This is a genomic window from Agrobacterium tumefaciens (assembly GCF_005221385.1).
GTDB lineage: Bacteria > Pseudomonadota > Alphaproteobacteria > Rhizobiales > Rhizobiaceae > Agrobacterium > Agrobacterium tomkonis.
Window position 1 is genome coordinate 721,924 of the sequence record NZ_CP039904.1, and the last position, 14,779, is coordinate 736,702.

Genomic DNA, 14,779 nt, shown 5'->3' on the forward strand with positions numbered 1-14,779 from the left:
TGACCTATTCCTCCAGCTTTTTGGCGGGCACCGGCGCGTCGTCGTAACCGCCATAGACCGATTGGTCGAAGGGGATCACCGCACCCGTCATCATGCCGCCATCGTCAGACGCCATCCACAGGATGGCGCGGGCCACCTCGACAGGATCGAGAATCCGCCCAAACGGCTTGGCCGCCGCCGCACGGTCGATGAAATCGGGATCGCCCGTCTCGGAGAGGACGAGCTTGCGCTCGTGATCGGAATTCATCCAGCCGATATCGAGTTGGTTCACATGGATACGATGGCGCATCAGCGAAAAGCCGGCATGGCGGGTGACGGTGGCAAGTGCCCCTTTCGAGGCCGCATAAGGCGCAAGGAAGGGCTGGCCGGTCAGCCCCGACATCGATCCGACATTCACGATACGGCCTTCGATGCCCTCGCGGATCATCACCTTGGCCGCATCCTGAATGAGGAAGAACGGCGCGCGCGTATTGACCGCGAACATGCGATCGAAGAGCTCGGGTGTCGTGTTCAGCATGTTGCCGCGATCCGTCAGCCCCGCCGCATTGACGAGAATATCGACACGCCCGAAGCGTTTGTCGGCAGCCGGGATGATGGTGCGGACATCATCGATGTTGCCGAGATCGGCGGCCACCACTTCGACAGGCACGCCCGTTTTCTGGGTGATGGCGCTTGCAACAGCCTGGCCCTTTTCCACACCGCGCCCGACGATGACGATCCCCGCGGCACCAGCCTGCGCAAATAGCTGCGCAACGGCTGCGCCCAAGCCCTGGGTTCCGCCTGTAATAACGGCGATTTTTCCTTCAATACGGTTCATTTCACAACCTCATAACCAGCGGCGTCCATGACGCGCAGCAATTCCCTGTGCCCCTTGCGGGCCATGTCCAGCGGCGGGTTCCTGACAGGATCCTGTTCCGCCTCGACCACGAACCAGCCCTCGTAACCTTTCGACGCCAGCGCCTTGACGATTGCCTCGAAATCCAGACTGCCATCGCCCGGAACGGTAAAGGCGCCCTTGATGACGGCGTCGAGGAAGCTCTCCCGGCTTCTGTCCAGCCCATCGACAACCTCTTGCCTGATGTCCTTGGTGTGGACGTGGGTAATGCGCGCATGGTGGTTTTCGATGACACGCATGACGTCCCCACCCGCAAAAGCCATATGCCCGGCATCGAACAGCAGCGGAACGGAAGAGTGCTTCATGAAGAGATCGAGTTCAGGCTCGGTCTCCACGACGGCCGCCATATGGTGGTGGTAGGAAATCGGCATGCCCTGCCCCGTGCACCAGTCGGAAAAATCGGACATCCTGCGGCCATAGGCCGCCATGCCAGCCTCATCGAGCCGGGGCTTGGTGGCAAGCGGGGCGGAACGCACGCCCTGAATGGAGCGTGCCGTTTCTCCATAAACGATGCAGGGCGCACCGGCGGCGATGAAGAATTCCATCTGCTGCGCGATACGGTCTTTCTCCGCCTCGATGTCGCCATCCAGCAGCAGACCGGAAAACCAGCCGCCGCAGACCGATATGCCGTAACGGTCGAGGATCGGCCCAAGCTCGGCCATGTCCATGGGAAACCGGCGTCCGGTCTCCATTCCGGTAAAGCCGGCTTCGCTTGCCTGCCGCAGGCATTCCTGAAGGCTGACATCATCGGAAAGCTCGGCAAGATCGTCATTCCACCAGGCAATCGGCGCGATACCAAGTCTTGCTTTCATCTCAAACTCCCACTCGCTGCGCCTTGCGGATGTTCTCCTGCGCGGCGCGAGCGGCGCGCACCGTCTCGAAGGTGGAAACGGAGGGAACGCCGACATCCCAGTCGGCATCGCCCGGCACCCATTTCCACGCATCGGAGACGATGGAGATGACGGTCACGCCCTCGTTGCCCTGCGCCCAGATCATCGCCTCTTCAAGATCGGCGAGGCTCTCCGCCTTGCGCGCATGGGCACCCATGGCTTGTGCATGTTTGACGAAATCCACATGCAGCGGATTTTCCCGATCCCTGATGCGGCAATCCGCAAGCAGGTTGTTGAAGCCGGGCACACCCTTGGCCTGCTGCAGGCGGTTGATGACGGCATATCCGCCATTGTCACAGACCACCACGATCATCCGGTGCCCGGTGAGCGCGGCGGAATAGATGTCGGAGTTCATCATCATATAGGTGCCGTCCCCCAGCATGACGATGGGGACACCGCCGGTGCCACCCGGCCCCTCCTGCGCCATGGAGCAGCCCCAGCCGGCGGCGATTTCATAACCCATGCAGGAAAAGCCGAATTCGCAATCGAACGTATTGGGGTTCTTGACCCGCCATCCCTTCGTCACCTCACCCGGCGTTCCGCCCGCCGCCGCAATCAGGGTGTCTTCGGGCCGGGCGACGCGGTTCAGTACGCCGACCACCTGCGCATAAGAGGGAACCGGCGCATTGGTGACGCGCTGATGCTCGTCCAGCAAATTATCCCATTCTGCGAACAGCGTTTTTGCCCGCTGCATATGGGCGGCATCGGCCTTATACGCACCGAGCGCCTGGTCCAGCTCGTCAATGGTTTCGAGTGCATCGCCGACCACGGAAAGCGCCCGGTGTTTCACCGCATCGAAGCGGGCGGCATTGACGGAAATGAACTGCGCATCGCGGGAGAAGGCCGTCCAGGAACCCGTCGTGAAATCCTGAAGCCGGGTGCCGATCGCCAGCACGACATCCGCATCCTTGCCCAGCGCATTCGCCGAAGTTGATCCGACAATGCCGATAGGCCCGGCATGCACCGGATGGTGATGGGTGAGCGCGCCCTTGCCGGCGATGGTTTCGACCACGGGAATGCCGCGCTTTGCCGCAAATTCGGCAAGTCGTTCTTCCGCCAGCGAATAACGCACGCCACCGCCGGAAATGATGAGCGGACGTTTTGCCTGCGCCAGCAGCCGGGTTGCGGCCGCCACAGCGTCACGGTCAGGACGCGGCCGAGGAATTTTCCAGACCTTCGGTTCAAAAAAGACTGCCGGATAATCGAAAGCGATTTCCTGCGTATCCTGCGCAAGACCGATGAAGGCCGGGCCGCAATCGGCCGGATCGAGCATGGTGGCGACCGCCTGCGGCAGCGATTGCAGCAATTGCTCCGGCAGCACGATCCTGTCCCAGTAACGCACCACGGATTTGAACGCGTCATTGACGGTCAGAGTCGGATCGCCGAAATGCTCAACCTGCTGCAGAACCGGGTCCGGCAGGCGGCTTGCGAAAGTATCGCCCGCAATGAGGAGAACGGGCAGCCGGTTGGCCATGGCGACGCCGGCGGCGGTCACCATGTTCAGCGCCCCCGGGCCGATCGATGTCGCGGCGACCATGATCTGCCTGCGCCGTTTTGCCTTGGCAAAACCGATTGCGGCAAGCGCCATGGATTGCTCGTTCTGCCCGCGCCATGTTGGCAATCGGTTCTGCACCGTCTCCAGAGCTTCGGAAAGGCATGTGACATTGCCGTGCCCGAAAATGGCGAACGCGCCCGCAAACAGGGGAACGCGCTCTCCGTCGATCTCGGTAAACTGGTTGCACAGGTAACGTACTAGCGCCTGAGCCATGGTCAGGCGTAAGGTCTTCGCGGTCATCTCGCCTCCTCCTGCGGATGGTTGTTGATATGTTTTTGGAATACATATTGACAAATTCGATACTTTGCAATGATTATTGCCAAATACCTTGGGAGGAAAATTTCAATGCTGAGAATTGCAGTGCTTGGTGTGGGCCGTATCGGCCGCATGCATGCGGAAAACATCGTCGCTCATCCACGCGCGACATTGGCTGGTATCTTTGATGTATACGAGCCCTCGGCGAAAGAAATTGCCGAAAAGCTTGATGTGATGCGATTTGAGTCGACCGAGGCGGTTTTTGCCTCGCCTGAAGTCGACGCCGTGCTGATCGCCACCTCAACCCCCACCCATGCGGATCTGCTGGAAAAGGCGGTCGCCGCCAGAAAACCGGCGCTCTGCGAGAAACCCATCGATCTCTCCCTCGACCGCGTCAACGCCTGTGCAACAAAAATTGCCGGCAGCGGCGTGCCGATCATGCTCGGCTTCGTCCGGCGTTTTGACAGCGGACATCGTGCCGTGCGTGAGGCCGTCGAAAACGGAACGATCGGTGAATTGCATCAGGTCGTCATCACCTCGCGCGACCCCGGCATGGCGCCCGCCGCCTATATCGAAATGTCGGGCGGCATTTTCCGCGACATGACGATCCATGATTTCGACATGGCCCGTTTCATTCTGGGTGAAGAAATCAGCCAAGTCTCCGCCACCGGTTCACGGCTGGTCGATAGGGCGCTGATGGAGAAATGCGGCGACTACGACACCGTGACCGTGGTTTTGAAAACCGCTTCGGGCAAACAATGCATGATCAGCAATTCGCGGCGTGCCGTTTATGGCTACGACCAGCGGGTCGAAGCCTTCGGAAGTGCCGGCATGGCGATTTCCGAAAACCGGACGCTCAATCACCTGCGTCTCTACACCGAAAGCGGCACCGACCATGCAGCGCCGCTGATGAACTTCTTCATCGACCGCTATGCCGATGCCTTCGCAGCCGAAATCAGCGCCTTTGTCGATGCCGTGGAACAGGGCAAAGCACCGGAGGTCGGCTTCGAAGACGGCAGGCAGGCCCTGCTTCTTGCCGAAGCGGCGATCCGTTCCGCCGCCGAAGGGCGCACCGTCAACACCAGCGAGATCGGATAAGCCATGTACGCGAATTTTGGACTTTTCATCAACGGCCGCTGGCTTACCGGCGCTGCAACGGGAGAAGTCGTCTCTCCGGTCACCGGCGCGGCGCTGGGTGAGGTGGCGTCCGCCACCGCCGATGAGACCCGCGATGCAATCGACGCGGCGGCAGCCGCCCTCCCGAAGCTGCGCTCCATGGGCGGCTTCGCCCGCGCCGAAGCGCTGCATCGGGCCGCCGACGAAATGTTGCGACGTGCGGACGAAGGCGCGAAGATGATCTCGCTGGAGACCGGCAAACCGATTGCCCAGGCAGGCCGAGAATGGAGCCTTGCCTGCGACCAGTTCCGCTGGTTCGCCGAAGAAGCGCGCCGCATCTATGGCCGCATCGTTGACAGCCGGGTGCCCGGCGGACGGTTTGAAGTGACCCGCGAGGCCGTGGGCATCGTTGGCGCTTTCACCGCCTGGAATTTCCCGGCTGCCCTTCCGGCGCGCAAGCTTGCCCCGGCGCTCGCCGCCGGATGCCCCGTCGTGCTGCGCCCCTCATCCCAGACGCCGGGCGTCGCCATGGTGATGGTCGACTGCCTCAGGGCAGCCGGCCTTCCGGATGGCGCCGTCAATCTCGTTGTCGGTTCGACCGCCGATACCTATGGCCCGATCATGGCGGACAAGCGCGTGCGCAAGGTGTCGCTGACCGGCTCGACGCGGGTGGGGCAGCAAATGATCCGCGATGCGGCGCAGACCGTGAAGAAAGTCTCCATGGAACTGGGCGGCAATGCGCCCCTCATCATTTATGACGATGCGGATCTCGACAACGCGCTCGATCTTGCCGTGCCTACCAAGTTCGCCAATTGCGGCCAGGTCTGCGTCACGCCGGATCGCATCTTTGTTCACGAGAGCCTTCACGACTCCTTTGTCGAGGGTTTCGTGGCCCGCACGGCGAAGATCAGGCTGGGCGACGGGCTTGATCCCGATACCGGCATGGGTCCGCTCATCAATGCCGGCCGCCTTGAGGAAATCGAGGCGGTGGTCGCCGACGCCCTACGCGCCGGCGCAGAAATCGCCCATGGCGGTAAACGCCCGCCTCACCTCAACCACGGCTTCTTTTTCGAGCCCACCGTGCTGACCGGTGTGACGGACACGATGAAGGTCTTTGCCGAAGAGAATTTCGGCCCGATTGCCGCAATCACCCGCTTCAGCACCGAGGAAGAGGTTCTGGAGCGGGCCAATGCCTCCGACATGGGCCTTTCCGCCTATGCATTCACCCGTTCGCCGGAAAGGGCACGGCGAACGGTAGCGACGCTGAAAGCCGGCATGGTTGGTATCAACAGTTTCGCGCTCGCCGCATCCGAAGCGCCTTTCGGCGGCACGAACCATTCCGGCATGGGGCGTGAGGGCGGTATAGAAGGGATAAGCGATTATCTCGAAACCAAACTCGCCCAGATCGTCTTTTAGAGCATTTCCAGTAAAAGTGCGTAGCGGTTTTGCGTCCGGAAAATGCGAAAAAACAAAGTGATAGAGCACGCCCGACAAACCCGTTTTAACCGGACGTGTTCTAGCGACGGATATTCTTGCAGGAGAAAATCATGCGGAAAAACAAACTGAAGGAAATCTGGGCCGAAGGACGTCCGGTACTGCATGGCTGGCTGTCCATCGCCAGCCCGTTCAGCGCCGAAATCATGGCGGCACAGGATTATGACGCCATCTCCATCGACATCCAGCACGGCGCGGTTGATTACAAGGATGTGCTCGGCATGTTTCAGGCGATGCGCGCCTCCGACAAGGTGCTGATGGCGCGGGTGCCCTGGCTCGACCCGGCATGGATATCGAAGGTTCTGGATGCAGGCGCTTATGGCATCATCTGCCCGATGATCAACAACCGGGCGCAGGCTGAGCAATTCGTCCGGTACATGCGCTACCCCCCGCTCGGGGAACGCAGCTTCGGCCCCACCCGCGCCGTTTACGCCGCCGGCGGCAATTACGCCGCGGAGGCCAATGACGAAATCCTCGCCTTTGCGATGATCGAAACGGCGGAAGCGATGGACAATCTCGAGGAGATCGCCTCCACTCCGGGCCTCGACGGGATTTATGTCGGCCCCGCCGATCTGAGTTTCTCGCTTTCGAAAGGGCAATTGACGCCCGCCTTCGACCGGGAAGAGCCTGAAGTCATCGACGCCATCAAGCGCATCCTCGACGCCTGCCGCCGCAACGGCATCAAGGCTGCCCTCCATTGCGGCACGGCGGATTACGCAGCACGCGCGGTGGAATGGGGTTTCGACATGACCACCGTATCCGGCGATTCGCGCCTGCTGGCCGCGGCGGCGACGGAATCGACCGCGACGTGGCGCAGGCTGGTGGAAAAGACCACCAAAAAAACCGATGGCAAAGGGGGGTATTGAATGCCGAACCTTCTCGTGGCCGGAAAACTTCATCCTTCCGGCGAGGCGATGCTGCGCGATCTGCCCTCCCTCGGCTTCTCCGTCCGCTATATCGAGGACGTCTCCGAAGCCTCCTACGCACCCTTCATCGAGGAAGCGGATGCGATCGTCATCCGCACGCAACCGCTTTCGGCAGCCACCATTGCAAAGGCCGGGCGGCTGAAAGTGGTGTCCCGCCATGGGGTGGGTTACGATAGCGTCGATCTTGCCGAACTCAACCGCCGCAACATCGCGCTCACCATCGTCGGCGACGTCAATTCCGTCTCCGTCGCCGAACATGCGATGATGCTGCTGCTGGCGGCGGCGAAGCGGGCCATACTCGCCGACCGCGCGGTTCGTGAACCGGGGCAATGGAGCTGGCGAAACAGGCTGGAGCAGCAGGAAATATCCGGCAAGAACCTCCTCATTCTCGGTTATGGCCGGATCGGGCGGCATCTTGCCAGGATGGCAGCGGGTTTCGGCATGCATATCCGCGCCTGCGACCCCTACCTGCTGCAAGCGGGATGGCCAGAAGGGCCAACAAGACCCGTATCGCTGGAAGAGGGCCTGCCCTGGGCCGACTATATTTCCGTGCATATTCCCAAAGGGCCAAGCCCGGCAATCGGGGCCGCCGAAATCGCGCTGATGAAACGTGGCGTCGTGCTGTCAAACACCGCCCGTGGTGGTGTGGTCTGCGAAAAGGCGCTCAGCGAAGCGCTCGCCTCGGGTCATGTCGGCGCGGCCGGGCTTGATGTCTTCGATGACGAGCCGCCGGAAAGCTCCTCTCCCCTGCTGTCGCAGTTCAATACCGTCCTGTCTCCGCATATTGCCGGACTTACGACGGAATGCGGGGAGAGGATGGCGATTGCGTCCATCCAGAACGCCGTCAACTACCTGAAAGGGACGATCGATCCCGGTCTCATCGTCAATCCGGAATTTGCCCATGTCTGAAAAACCCATTCTCCGCGTCGGCCTCATCGGCACCGGCTTCATGGGCAAGGCCCACGTCTTCGGTTTCGCCTCTGCCCAGAAGGTGTTCGACCTGCCCTACTGGATCGAACTGCACACCGTTGCCGACATCACCGAAGACGCAGCCGCACGGGCAGCTGCGGATTTCGGCTTTACCCGCTTCACGGCGGACTGGCGCAGCATCATCGCCGACCCGGATGTCGACCTCGTCGACATCACCGCGCCTAACGCCCTGCACAAGGAGATGGCGCTTGCCGCCATTGCCGCCGGCAAACACGTCTATTGCGAAAAACCGCTGGCGCCGCTTGCCGCGGATGCCGGCGAGATGGCCGCTGCCGCGGCTGCGCGTGGCGTCAAAACGCAGGTGGGCTTCAACTATCTCTGCAATCCCATGCTGCGGCTGGCTCGGGACATGGTGGCGGCGGGCGAACTTGGCAAGATACGCGGTTATCGTGGCCTGCATGCCGAAGACTATATGGCCGAGGCCTCCGGCGCCTTCACCTTCCGCCACGATCCGGCCGGCGGCGGTGCACTTGCCGATATCGGCTCACACGCACTTGCCACAGCTGAATTCCTGCTCGGCCCGATAACCGAAGTGATGGGGGATTGCGTGACGCTGATTGCCGAGCGGCCGGATGGCAAGGGTGGCACACGCAAGGTGGAAGTGGACGATGTGGGGCGCGCTTTCCTGCGTTTCGCCAATGGTGCGCAGGGTTCGATCGAAGGCAACTGGATCGCCACCGGCCGCAAGATGCAGCATGATTTCGAGATCTACGGCGACAAGGGTGCGCTTTATTTCACGCAGGAACGCTTCAATGAGCTGCATTTCTATTCAGCCGCCGATCCGGCCGGCCGCCGTGGCTTCCGCAGGATCGAGGCTTCGCCCGATCACGCGCCCTATGGCCGATTCTGCTTAGCACCCGGTCACCAGCTCGGCTTCAACGACCTGAAAGCCATCGAAATCGAAGGTTATCTGCGGGCGATCGCGGGAGAGGCGCCAGAGCCTTTCGGTTTTGCTGCCGGTCTGCGCATCCAGCGGCTGGTCGAGACAATCCAGCACTCATCATCCGCCCGCCAATGGATGGAGGTCGCCGGCTGAAAACCGTGATCGCGAGACGGGCTGCGGGCCTTCATGCCCCTTGGAAAACTGCAATAAATATTGCAATATCATGCCATGAAGCAACAACCGCAGCCCGTCGAACCTCCGAAAGATTACGAAGAACTGATCCGCCTCATCCATGATCGTCACGATCAGATGAGCAAGACCTATCAGCGGATTTCCGTCTATCTGACGCAGAACCCCAATGAAGTCGCCGTGCATTCGGTCAACACCATTGCCGAGCGGCACAATATCCACGCTTCCAGCTTCGTGCGGTTTGCGCAGTCGTTGGGCTACAAGGGTTTCAAGGAGCTGCAGGCGCTGTTCCAGAAACGGCTAGCGACAGCGGCTCCAGGTTTCGAGGCGCGCGTACGCGCACTCGATGACGAGCTGCAGAGCCGCGAGGACCGTTCTGAATACGGTTTCCTTCACGATCTTGTCGTCAGGGACATTGCCTCCCTGCAGGACCTTCTGGAGCGCATCAGCGCCGAACAGCTCGGCACCGCCGCGGACCTCATAGAGGCCGCTGGCACCGTCTATCTCGTCGGCCAGTTGCGCTCCGCGCCGGTGGCGGAACTGCTGCGCTACATCCTCACCATGCTCGGCAAGCAATGCATCCTTCTCGACCCCGGCGGAGGCCTCGCCACCCATATGGCGCGGACGATGAGGACTGGCGACGTGCTGATCGCCGTATCCTTCCGTTTTTATGCGACTGAAGTGGTGAATATCGTCGAGGAGGCGGAAAAAATCGGCGTACCGACCGTGGCGATTTCCGACAGTACCCTGTCGCCGCTGGCAAAATCGGCAAAGGTCCTGTTCGCGGTTCCCGAGCATGATTATAGCTTTTCCCGGTCTCTGGCCGCGCCGATGTGCCTTGCGCAGGCTCTGGCCGTCGCCGTGGCCGCGCGCGTTCAGAAGAACGAAACGGCGCCACGCATTCCGACGGTTACGGGCCTCTAGACACCCACACTCCTTAAAGCCCTGTCACGCCGTCCCAGATCAGCTTCACCGCCACCAGCGCCACGGAAACATAGGTCAGGGGATAAAAGATCGAGGCGCGCATGTGGCGCACCGTCCAGGCGCCAAGCCATGTAGAGGCGATCGCCAGCGGCACCATCAGGGCGGCGCGGCCGAGATTCTGTGCGCCGAAACCGCCGAGAGCCGCATAGGGCACGAGTTTCAGGACATTGGTGATGGCAAAGAACATCACATTGGTACCGGTGAAAACCTTCGGGTCCATCCGAAGCGGCAGCAGATAGACCTGCAGCGGCGGCGCGCCGGCATGGGCGACGAAGCTGGTGTAACCCGCAAGCAGGCTCCAGAACCGGCCTGCCATCGGCCGCTCCTTCGCAACCGTCACCAGAACGCCCCTCGACAGCACGACGCGCAGCACGAACACGGCCGAGACCAGGCCGACAATCAGGCGCACCACGGCATCCGAGGTGATCGAAGCTGGCGCATGATCCGCCAGTCGACCCAGTTGCGCCAGGCCGCCACGCCGACCATGTCCATGACGACGAGGATCGGTAGCAGGATGGCGGCCGCCGTGACCGGTGACATCACCAGCGCCATCAGCGGCACGCCGAGCAGGCTCATACCGCCGAGCCCACCCTTGGAAAGCCCGACCAGCACGACGGCGAGCACGGTGACGCCCAGTTCCAGAGGAGAGTTGAAAAGGATCAAGTGCATCTCCTCGGCAATGCCGCCGGCACCCGAGCCGGGGCACCGCGCGCATGGATATCAGCCCTTCCGGAGCCGGGCTTTTTGACGGTAGACATCAGCAACGACCGCACTGACGATGATCAGTCCCTTGACGATCTCCTGATAGTAAGCATCCACGCGCAGGAATGTGAAGCCCGACATCATCAACCCCAGGATCACGGTGCCGATAACCGTGCCGAAAATGCGTCCCCGCCCGCCGGAGAGCGACGTGCCGCCGATAACCGCCGCGGCTATGGCGTCAAGCTCGTACATCATGCCCATGCCGGCCTGCGCCGTCTCCGCGCGGGCGGCGGTGACGATGCCGGCGAGGCCCGCGAGCAGGCCGGCAATGGCATAGACCTTGACCAGATGCAGCTGAACATTGATGCCTGACACCCGGGCCGCCTGCATGTTCGCGCCGATCGCATAGGTGAACTTGCCATAACGCGTATAGCGCAGGGCAATATGGAAGGTGACGGCGACGAGCAGGAAGATGACGACAGGCCATGCGCCCGAGCCGATCGAGGCAAAGCTCTCGGTCGGGAAGGAGATCGGCTGACCCTTCGTATACCATTTGGCGATGCCGCGTGCGGTGACCATCATGCCAAGCGTGGCGATGAAGGGCGGTATTCCCGTCACCGCTATGAGCATACCGTTGACGATGCCGGCAATGAGACCGAGGCCCAGACCAACGGCCAGCGGCACCACCACGGGCATATCAGTCAGTGCGGGATAGATGGCCCTGGCAAAATCGCTGCTTTGCGCAAAACTCATGGCGATCATGGCGGTCATAGCCACCACAGAGCCCGAACTGAGGTCGATGCCGCCGGTGATGATGACCTGGGTGACGCCGACGGCAATGATGCCGACGACGGAGACCTGCAGGATCATGATCGTCAGGCGTTGCGGGCTGCCGAGAAAGCTTTGCCCCTGCACGAACCACCCGAGCAACTCAAACACAAGTGCGACGCCGATCAGCACGGTCAGAATATTCAGTTCCTGCGGCAGCTTGCGCCTTTTTCGTTCGACCGGTTCGGTCTGTACGCTATCCATAATTTTTCCTCCCCGGCATTGCCGCCGTCGCAGCCTCAGCGGGCCGCCAGTTCCATGATTTTGACTTGGTCCGCTTCGGCGCGATCGAGAATCCCGGTCATATGCCCCTCATGCATCACGACAATCCGGTCCGACATGCCGAGAACCTCCGGCAGTTCCGACGAGATCATGATGACGGCGACACCTTCCTTCGCCAGACTGGAAATAAGGCGATGGATTTCTGCCTTGGCGCCGACATCAATGCCGCGCGTCGGTTCATCGAGGATGAGGATTGCCGGCTTCGTCAGAAGCCAGCGGGCGATCAGCACCTTCTGCTGGTTGCCGCCGGACAGGTTTTCGATCCGCTCGTCGAGATCGGGCGTCTTGATGCGCAGCGCCTTCTTCATGTCTTCGCATAGCACCGTCAGCCCGCGCTCATCGACATAACCCATGGTCGCGTGGCCATTCTGAAGGGCCGCAATCTGCATGTTTTCAAGAATCGAAAGCGGCAGAAAACAACCGGTTGCCTTGCGATCTTCCGTCAGTAACGCCATGCCCCTGCGCATCGCATCCGCCGGCGAATGGATCGTGACCGGGGCACCGTCGATGCGGATGGTCCCTTCACTCGCCGGCACCACCCCAAAAATCGCCTCGGCAACGTTGGAGCGACCGGAGCCCACCAGCCCCGCCACGCCGAGGATTTCGCCGCGATGCAGATCGAAGGAAATACCGTGGAAAACCCCGGCCAAACCGAGATCCCGAACCTCAAGGACGACGTCACCGATCGAGGCTTCCTGCTTGGGAAACATGTTGGTGATCTCACGGCCGACCATCATTCTGATGATGTCGTCCCGCGTGACATCGGTGCTCGCATGGGTTCCGACATATCGTCCGTCGCGGAACACCGAAAACTCGTCGGCGATCTCGAACAGCTCGTTCATCTTGTGGGTGATGTAGACGATGCCGATATTGCGTGACCGCAGGTCGCGGATGATATCGAAGAGATGCGCGACCTCCGATTCTGTCAGGGCCGATGTCGGCTCGTCCATGATGAGCACGCTGGACTGGTAGCTGACGGCCTTGGCGATTTCGACCATCTGCCGCTGCGCCACCGTCAGCGTGCTGACCTCCGCCGCCGGATCGATATTGATCTTCAGCTGGTTAAACAGCGCCTGCGTCTCCGCCAGCATTTTCGCATGGTCTATGAGGCCGAGACGGTTTTTCGGCTCGCGACGGATCCAGATGTTCTCCGCCACGGTCATCCAGTCCATCAGCGCCAGTTCCTGATGGATCATGGCGATGCCGCGCTCCAGCGCATCGCGGGGACTTTTCAGACGGACGTCTTCTCCCCGGAGCCTGACGGTGCCGGCATCGGGGCTGTAAATGCCGGCGATAATTTTCATCAGCGTCGACTTGCCGGCGCCGTTTTCGCCCATCAGCGCGTGCACGGAACCGGGGCGCAGGCGAAACTGCACATCATCCAGCGCAACGACGCCCGGAAATTCCTTGCGCACCCCCTCGATTTCGAGAAGATATGGGCCTGCGGCCTGCTTGAAGCGTTCGATCGCCTCTAAGGTGGTTGTGGAAATCATGTCTCACCCGTCCTTTATCCGGCCAGCGGCCGGGCCGTGATTTGCTGTGCCGGCGACCGGGGCAATGCCCGGTCGCCGGCCACAAATCAGTTGCTGGACTTGTATTGAGCGACATTGGCAGGGGTGACGAGTTCGAAGGGTACATCGACCTTGTGCTCGAATTTTTCACCACGTGCGATTTTCAGCACGGTATCGAGCGATCCTTCGCCCTGACCCTTGGCGGACTGGTAGACCGTAACGTCAAGGTCGCCCGCTTCCATGGCCGCCAGAGCATCCTGCGTTGCGTCAACACCGGCGACGACGACATCCTTCATGCCGACGCCGGACGATTTCAGCGCCTGGATCGCGCCGAGCGCCATCTCATCATTGTTCCCAAGCACGATGGTCGGCTTCATGCCCGATGTAATCCAGTTCGTCATCAGGTCCATGGCCGGGGTGCGCATCCAGTTCGCGGTCTGCGCGTCCAGCACCTTGATGTCCTTGCAGGCATCGCTTTTAAGGACACGTTCGGCCGCCGCGGTGCGGCCGCGCTGGCCGGTGGTGCCAAGCTGGCCCATCAGAATGACCGCATCGCCCTTGCCGCTGGCAAGCTTGCAAACCTCTGTCGCCTGCAATTCGCCAGCCTGTTCCTCATTGGAACCAACCCATGCCTGCTTTTCCGGGAATTTCTCCATATTAGCCGGAAGCATGTTCACGAAGACAAGCGGGATACCCGCCTGATCGGCGATCTTCGACATCGCCCTGCCAGAATCCGCATCCACCAGCATGGTGATGATGCCATCAACACCGGCCGCCACGAAGTTTTCGATCTGCGACTGCTGACGGGCGATATCGCCCTGCGCATCTTCCATCTGGACTTCGACGCCGAGATCCTTGGCATGGCGCTGAATGTTGTGGCGCAACACGGTGAGATAATTGTCGTCGAAAAGCGACATTGCCACGCCGATCTTCTCAGCATGGGCAGCGTTTGCCATCAGGGCGCAGAATGCGGTTGTGATTACGATTTTTTTGATCACGAGATTTTCTCCTCCTCTTTTCCCCGCACGTGACGAATGTGTGCGATCACCCAAACCAGCGCCTCCCGGCTGTCTCCAGGCATGGCTTCGCCGATGACGGATGCAGCAGCAAAATCCGCCTCAAGCGAAGTCATGTCCTGTCGATCAGTCGAAACGGCAGCACTGTTTGCGCGCAGCTTTAGTGCTACGCCCGTCTCTCCCATGCGACCGGGTGTTTTCCGGGCGCAGTTTCAACATAGCGGGATGAAACAGGATTCGCAACAAAAATTGCAGAATTTATA

General features: G+C 61.0%; 13 protein-coding genes and 1 pseudogene. 6 read left to right on the forward strand and 8 right to left on the reverse strand.

Going from position 1 to position 14,779, the window contains the following annotated elements:
- Positions 1-4 precede the first annotated feature (4 nt).
- Genes CFBP6623_RS18545 through iolD form a run of 3 tightly spaced genes read right to left on the reverse strand, consistent with a single transcriptional unit; the run spans position 5 to position 3,580 of the window.
- Entirely contained in the window at positions 5-817 is an 813-nt protein-coding gene (locus tag CFBP6623_RS18545; protein ID WP_046799868.1) for an SDR family oxidoreductase, read from the reverse strand.
- A complete protein-coding gene (gene iolE, locus CFBP6623_RS18550; protein ID WP_046799869.1) occupies positions 814-1,707 on the reverse strand; it encodes a myo-inosose-2 dehydratase in 894 nt (297 codons plus the stop codon). Before iolE ends, CFBP6623_RS18545 begins: the two co-directional genes overlap by 4 nt.
- A gap of 1 nt (position 1,708) precedes the next feature.
- Positions 1,709-3,580, reverse strand: a complete 1,872-nt coding sequence (iolD, locus tag CFBP6623_RS18555) for a 3D-(3,5/4)-trihydroxycyclohexane-1,2-dione acylhydrolase (decyclizing) (protein ID WP_046799870.1) — start codon at positions 3,578-3,580, stop codon at positions 1,709-1,711.
- Between the two features lie 105 nt (positions 3,581-3,685).
- Between iolD and iolG the strand changes: the two genes are divergently transcribed.
- From iolG to CFBP6623_RS18585, 6 genes are all read left to right on the forward strand, one after another.
- A complete protein-coding gene (gene iolG / locus CFBP6623_RS18560) occupies positions 3,686-4,693 on the forward strand; it encodes an inositol 2-dehydrogenase (protein WP_046799871.1) in 1,008 nt (335 codons plus the stop codon).
- A gap of 3 nt (positions 4,694-4,696) precedes the next feature.
- The gene (locus tag CFBP6623_RS18565; RefSeq protein WP_046799872.1) at positions 4,697-6,127 is read left to right on the forward strand and encodes an NAD-dependent succinate-semialdehyde dehydrogenase; all 1,431 of its coding nucleotides are present in this window, start codon (positions 4,697-4,699) and stop codon (positions 6,125-6,127) included.
- 131 nt (positions 6,128-6,258) lie between these two features.
- Positions 6,259-7,071, forward strand: coding sequence for an HpcH/HpaI aldolase family protein (locus CFBP6623_RS18570; RefSeq protein WP_046799873.1), 813 nt, complete (start codon positions 6,259-6,261; stop codon positions 7,069-7,071).
- A complete protein-coding gene (locus CFBP6623_RS18575; RefSeq protein ID WP_080842842.1) occupies positions 7,072-8,040 on the forward strand; it encodes a hydroxyacid dehydrogenase in 969 nt (322 codons plus the stop codon).
- The gene (locus CFBP6623_RS18580) at positions 8,033-9,157 is read left to right on the forward strand and encodes a Gfo/Idh/MocA family protein (RefSeq protein WP_046799875.1); all 1,125 of its coding nucleotides are present in this window, start codon (positions 8,033-8,035) and stop codon (positions 9,155-9,157) included. Before CFBP6623_RS18575 ends, CFBP6623_RS18580 begins: the two co-directional genes overlap by 8 nt.
- A 75-nt stretch (positions 9,158-9,232) precedes the next feature.
- On the forward strand, positions 9,233-10,117 hold the full coding sequence (locus CFBP6623_RS18585) for a MurR/RpiR family transcriptional regulator (protein ID WP_046799876.1): 885 nt from the start codon (positions 9,233-9,235) through the stop codon (positions 10,115-10,117).
- 13 nt (positions 10,118-10,130) lie between these two features.
- Here the strand turns inward: CFBP6623_RS18585 and CFBP6623_RS18590 are convergent.
- The 5 genes and pseudogenes from CFBP6623_RS18590 to CFBP6623_RS26885 all read right to left on the reverse strand — a co-directional run bounded on the left by CFBP6623_RS18590 (position 10,131) and on the right by CFBP6623_RS26885 (position 14,632).
- A pseudogene (locus tag CFBP6623_RS18590) lies at positions 10,131-10,846 on the reverse strand (sulfite exporter TauE/SafE family protein).
- 51 nt (positions 10,847-10,897) lie between these two features.
- On the reverse strand, positions 10,898-11,911 hold the full coding sequence (locus CFBP6623_RS18595) for an ABC transporter permease (protein WP_046799878.1): 1,014 nt from the start codon (positions 11,909-11,911) through the stop codon (positions 10,898-10,900).
- A gap of 35 nt (positions 11,912-11,946) precedes the next feature.
- Positions 11,947-13,482 (reverse strand): sugar ABC transporter ATP-binding protein, encoded by a 1,536-nt coding sequence (locus CFBP6623_RS18600; protein ID WP_046799879.1) that lies wholly within the window; start codon positions 13,480-13,482, stop codon positions 11,947-11,949.
- 86 nt (positions 13,483-13,568) lie between these two features.
- Entirely contained in the window at positions 13,569-14,495 is a 927-nt protein-coding gene (locus CFBP6623_RS18605) for a substrate-binding domain-containing protein (protein WP_046800030.1), read from the reverse strand.
- Positions 14,495-14,632 (reverse strand): hypothetical protein, encoded by a 138-nt coding sequence (locus tag CFBP6623_RS26885; RefSeq protein ID WP_156393941.1) that lies wholly within the window; start codon positions 14,630-14,632, stop codon positions 14,495-14,497. The genes CFBP6623_RS18605 and CFBP6623_RS26885 overlap by 1 nt, the downstream gene beginning before the upstream one ends.
- Positions 14,633-14,779 lie beyond the last annotated feature (147 nt).

What these genes read in the sequence shown, in the direction of transcription:
- CFBP6623_RS18600 (WP_046799879.1), bottom strand. Translation starts at nt 13,482, where the DNA reads ATGATTTCCACAACCACCTTAGAGGCGATCGAACGCTTCAAGCAGGCC.
- CFBP6623_RS18580 (WP_046799875.1), top strand. Translation starts at nt 8,033, where the DNA reads ATGTCTGAAAAACCCATTCTCCGCGTCGGCCTCATCGGCACCGGCTTC.
- CFBP6623_RS18595 (WP_046799878.1), bottom strand. Translation starts at nt 11,911, where the DNA reads ATGGATAGCGTACAGACCGAACCGGTCGAACGAAAAAGGCGCAAGCTG.
- CFBP6623_RS18585 (WP_046799876.1), top strand. Translation starts at nt 9,233, where the DNA reads ATGAAGCAACAACCGCAGCCCGTCGAACCTCCGAAAGATTACGAAGAA.
- CFBP6623_RS18575 (WP_080842842.1), top strand. Translation starts at nt 7,072, where the DNA reads ATGCCGAACCTTCTCGTGGCCGGAAAACTTCATCCTTCCGGCGAGGCG.
- CFBP6623_RS18545 (WP_046799868.1), bottom strand. Translation starts at nt 817, where the DNA reads ATGAACCGTATTGAAGGAAAAATCGCCGTTATTACAGGCGGAACCCAG.
- iolG (WP_046799871.1), top strand. Translation starts at nt 3,686, where the DNA reads ATGCTGAGAATTGCAGTGCTTGGTGTGGGCCGTATCGGCCGCATGCAT.
- iolD (WP_046799870.1), bottom strand. Translation starts at nt 3,580, where the DNA reads ATGACCGCGAAGACCTTACGCCTGACCATGGCTCAGGCGCTAGTACGT.
- CFBP6623_RS18565 (WP_046799872.1), top strand. Translation starts at nt 4,697, where the DNA reads ATGTACGCGAATTTTGGACTTTTCATCAACGGCCGCTGGCTTACCGGC.
- CFBP6623_RS18570 (WP_046799873.1), top strand. Translation starts at nt 6,259, where the DNA reads ATGCGGAAAAACAAACTGAAGGAAATCTGGGCCGAAGGACGTCCGGTA.
- iolE (WP_046799869.1), bottom strand. Translation starts at nt 1,707, where the DNA reads ATGAAAGCAAGACTTGGTATCGCGCCGATTGCCTGGTGGAATGACGAT.
- CFBP6623_RS26885 (WP_156393941.1), bottom strand. Translation starts at nt 14,632, where the DNA reads ATGACTTCGCTTGAGGCGGATTTTGCTGCTGCATCCGTCATCGGCGAA.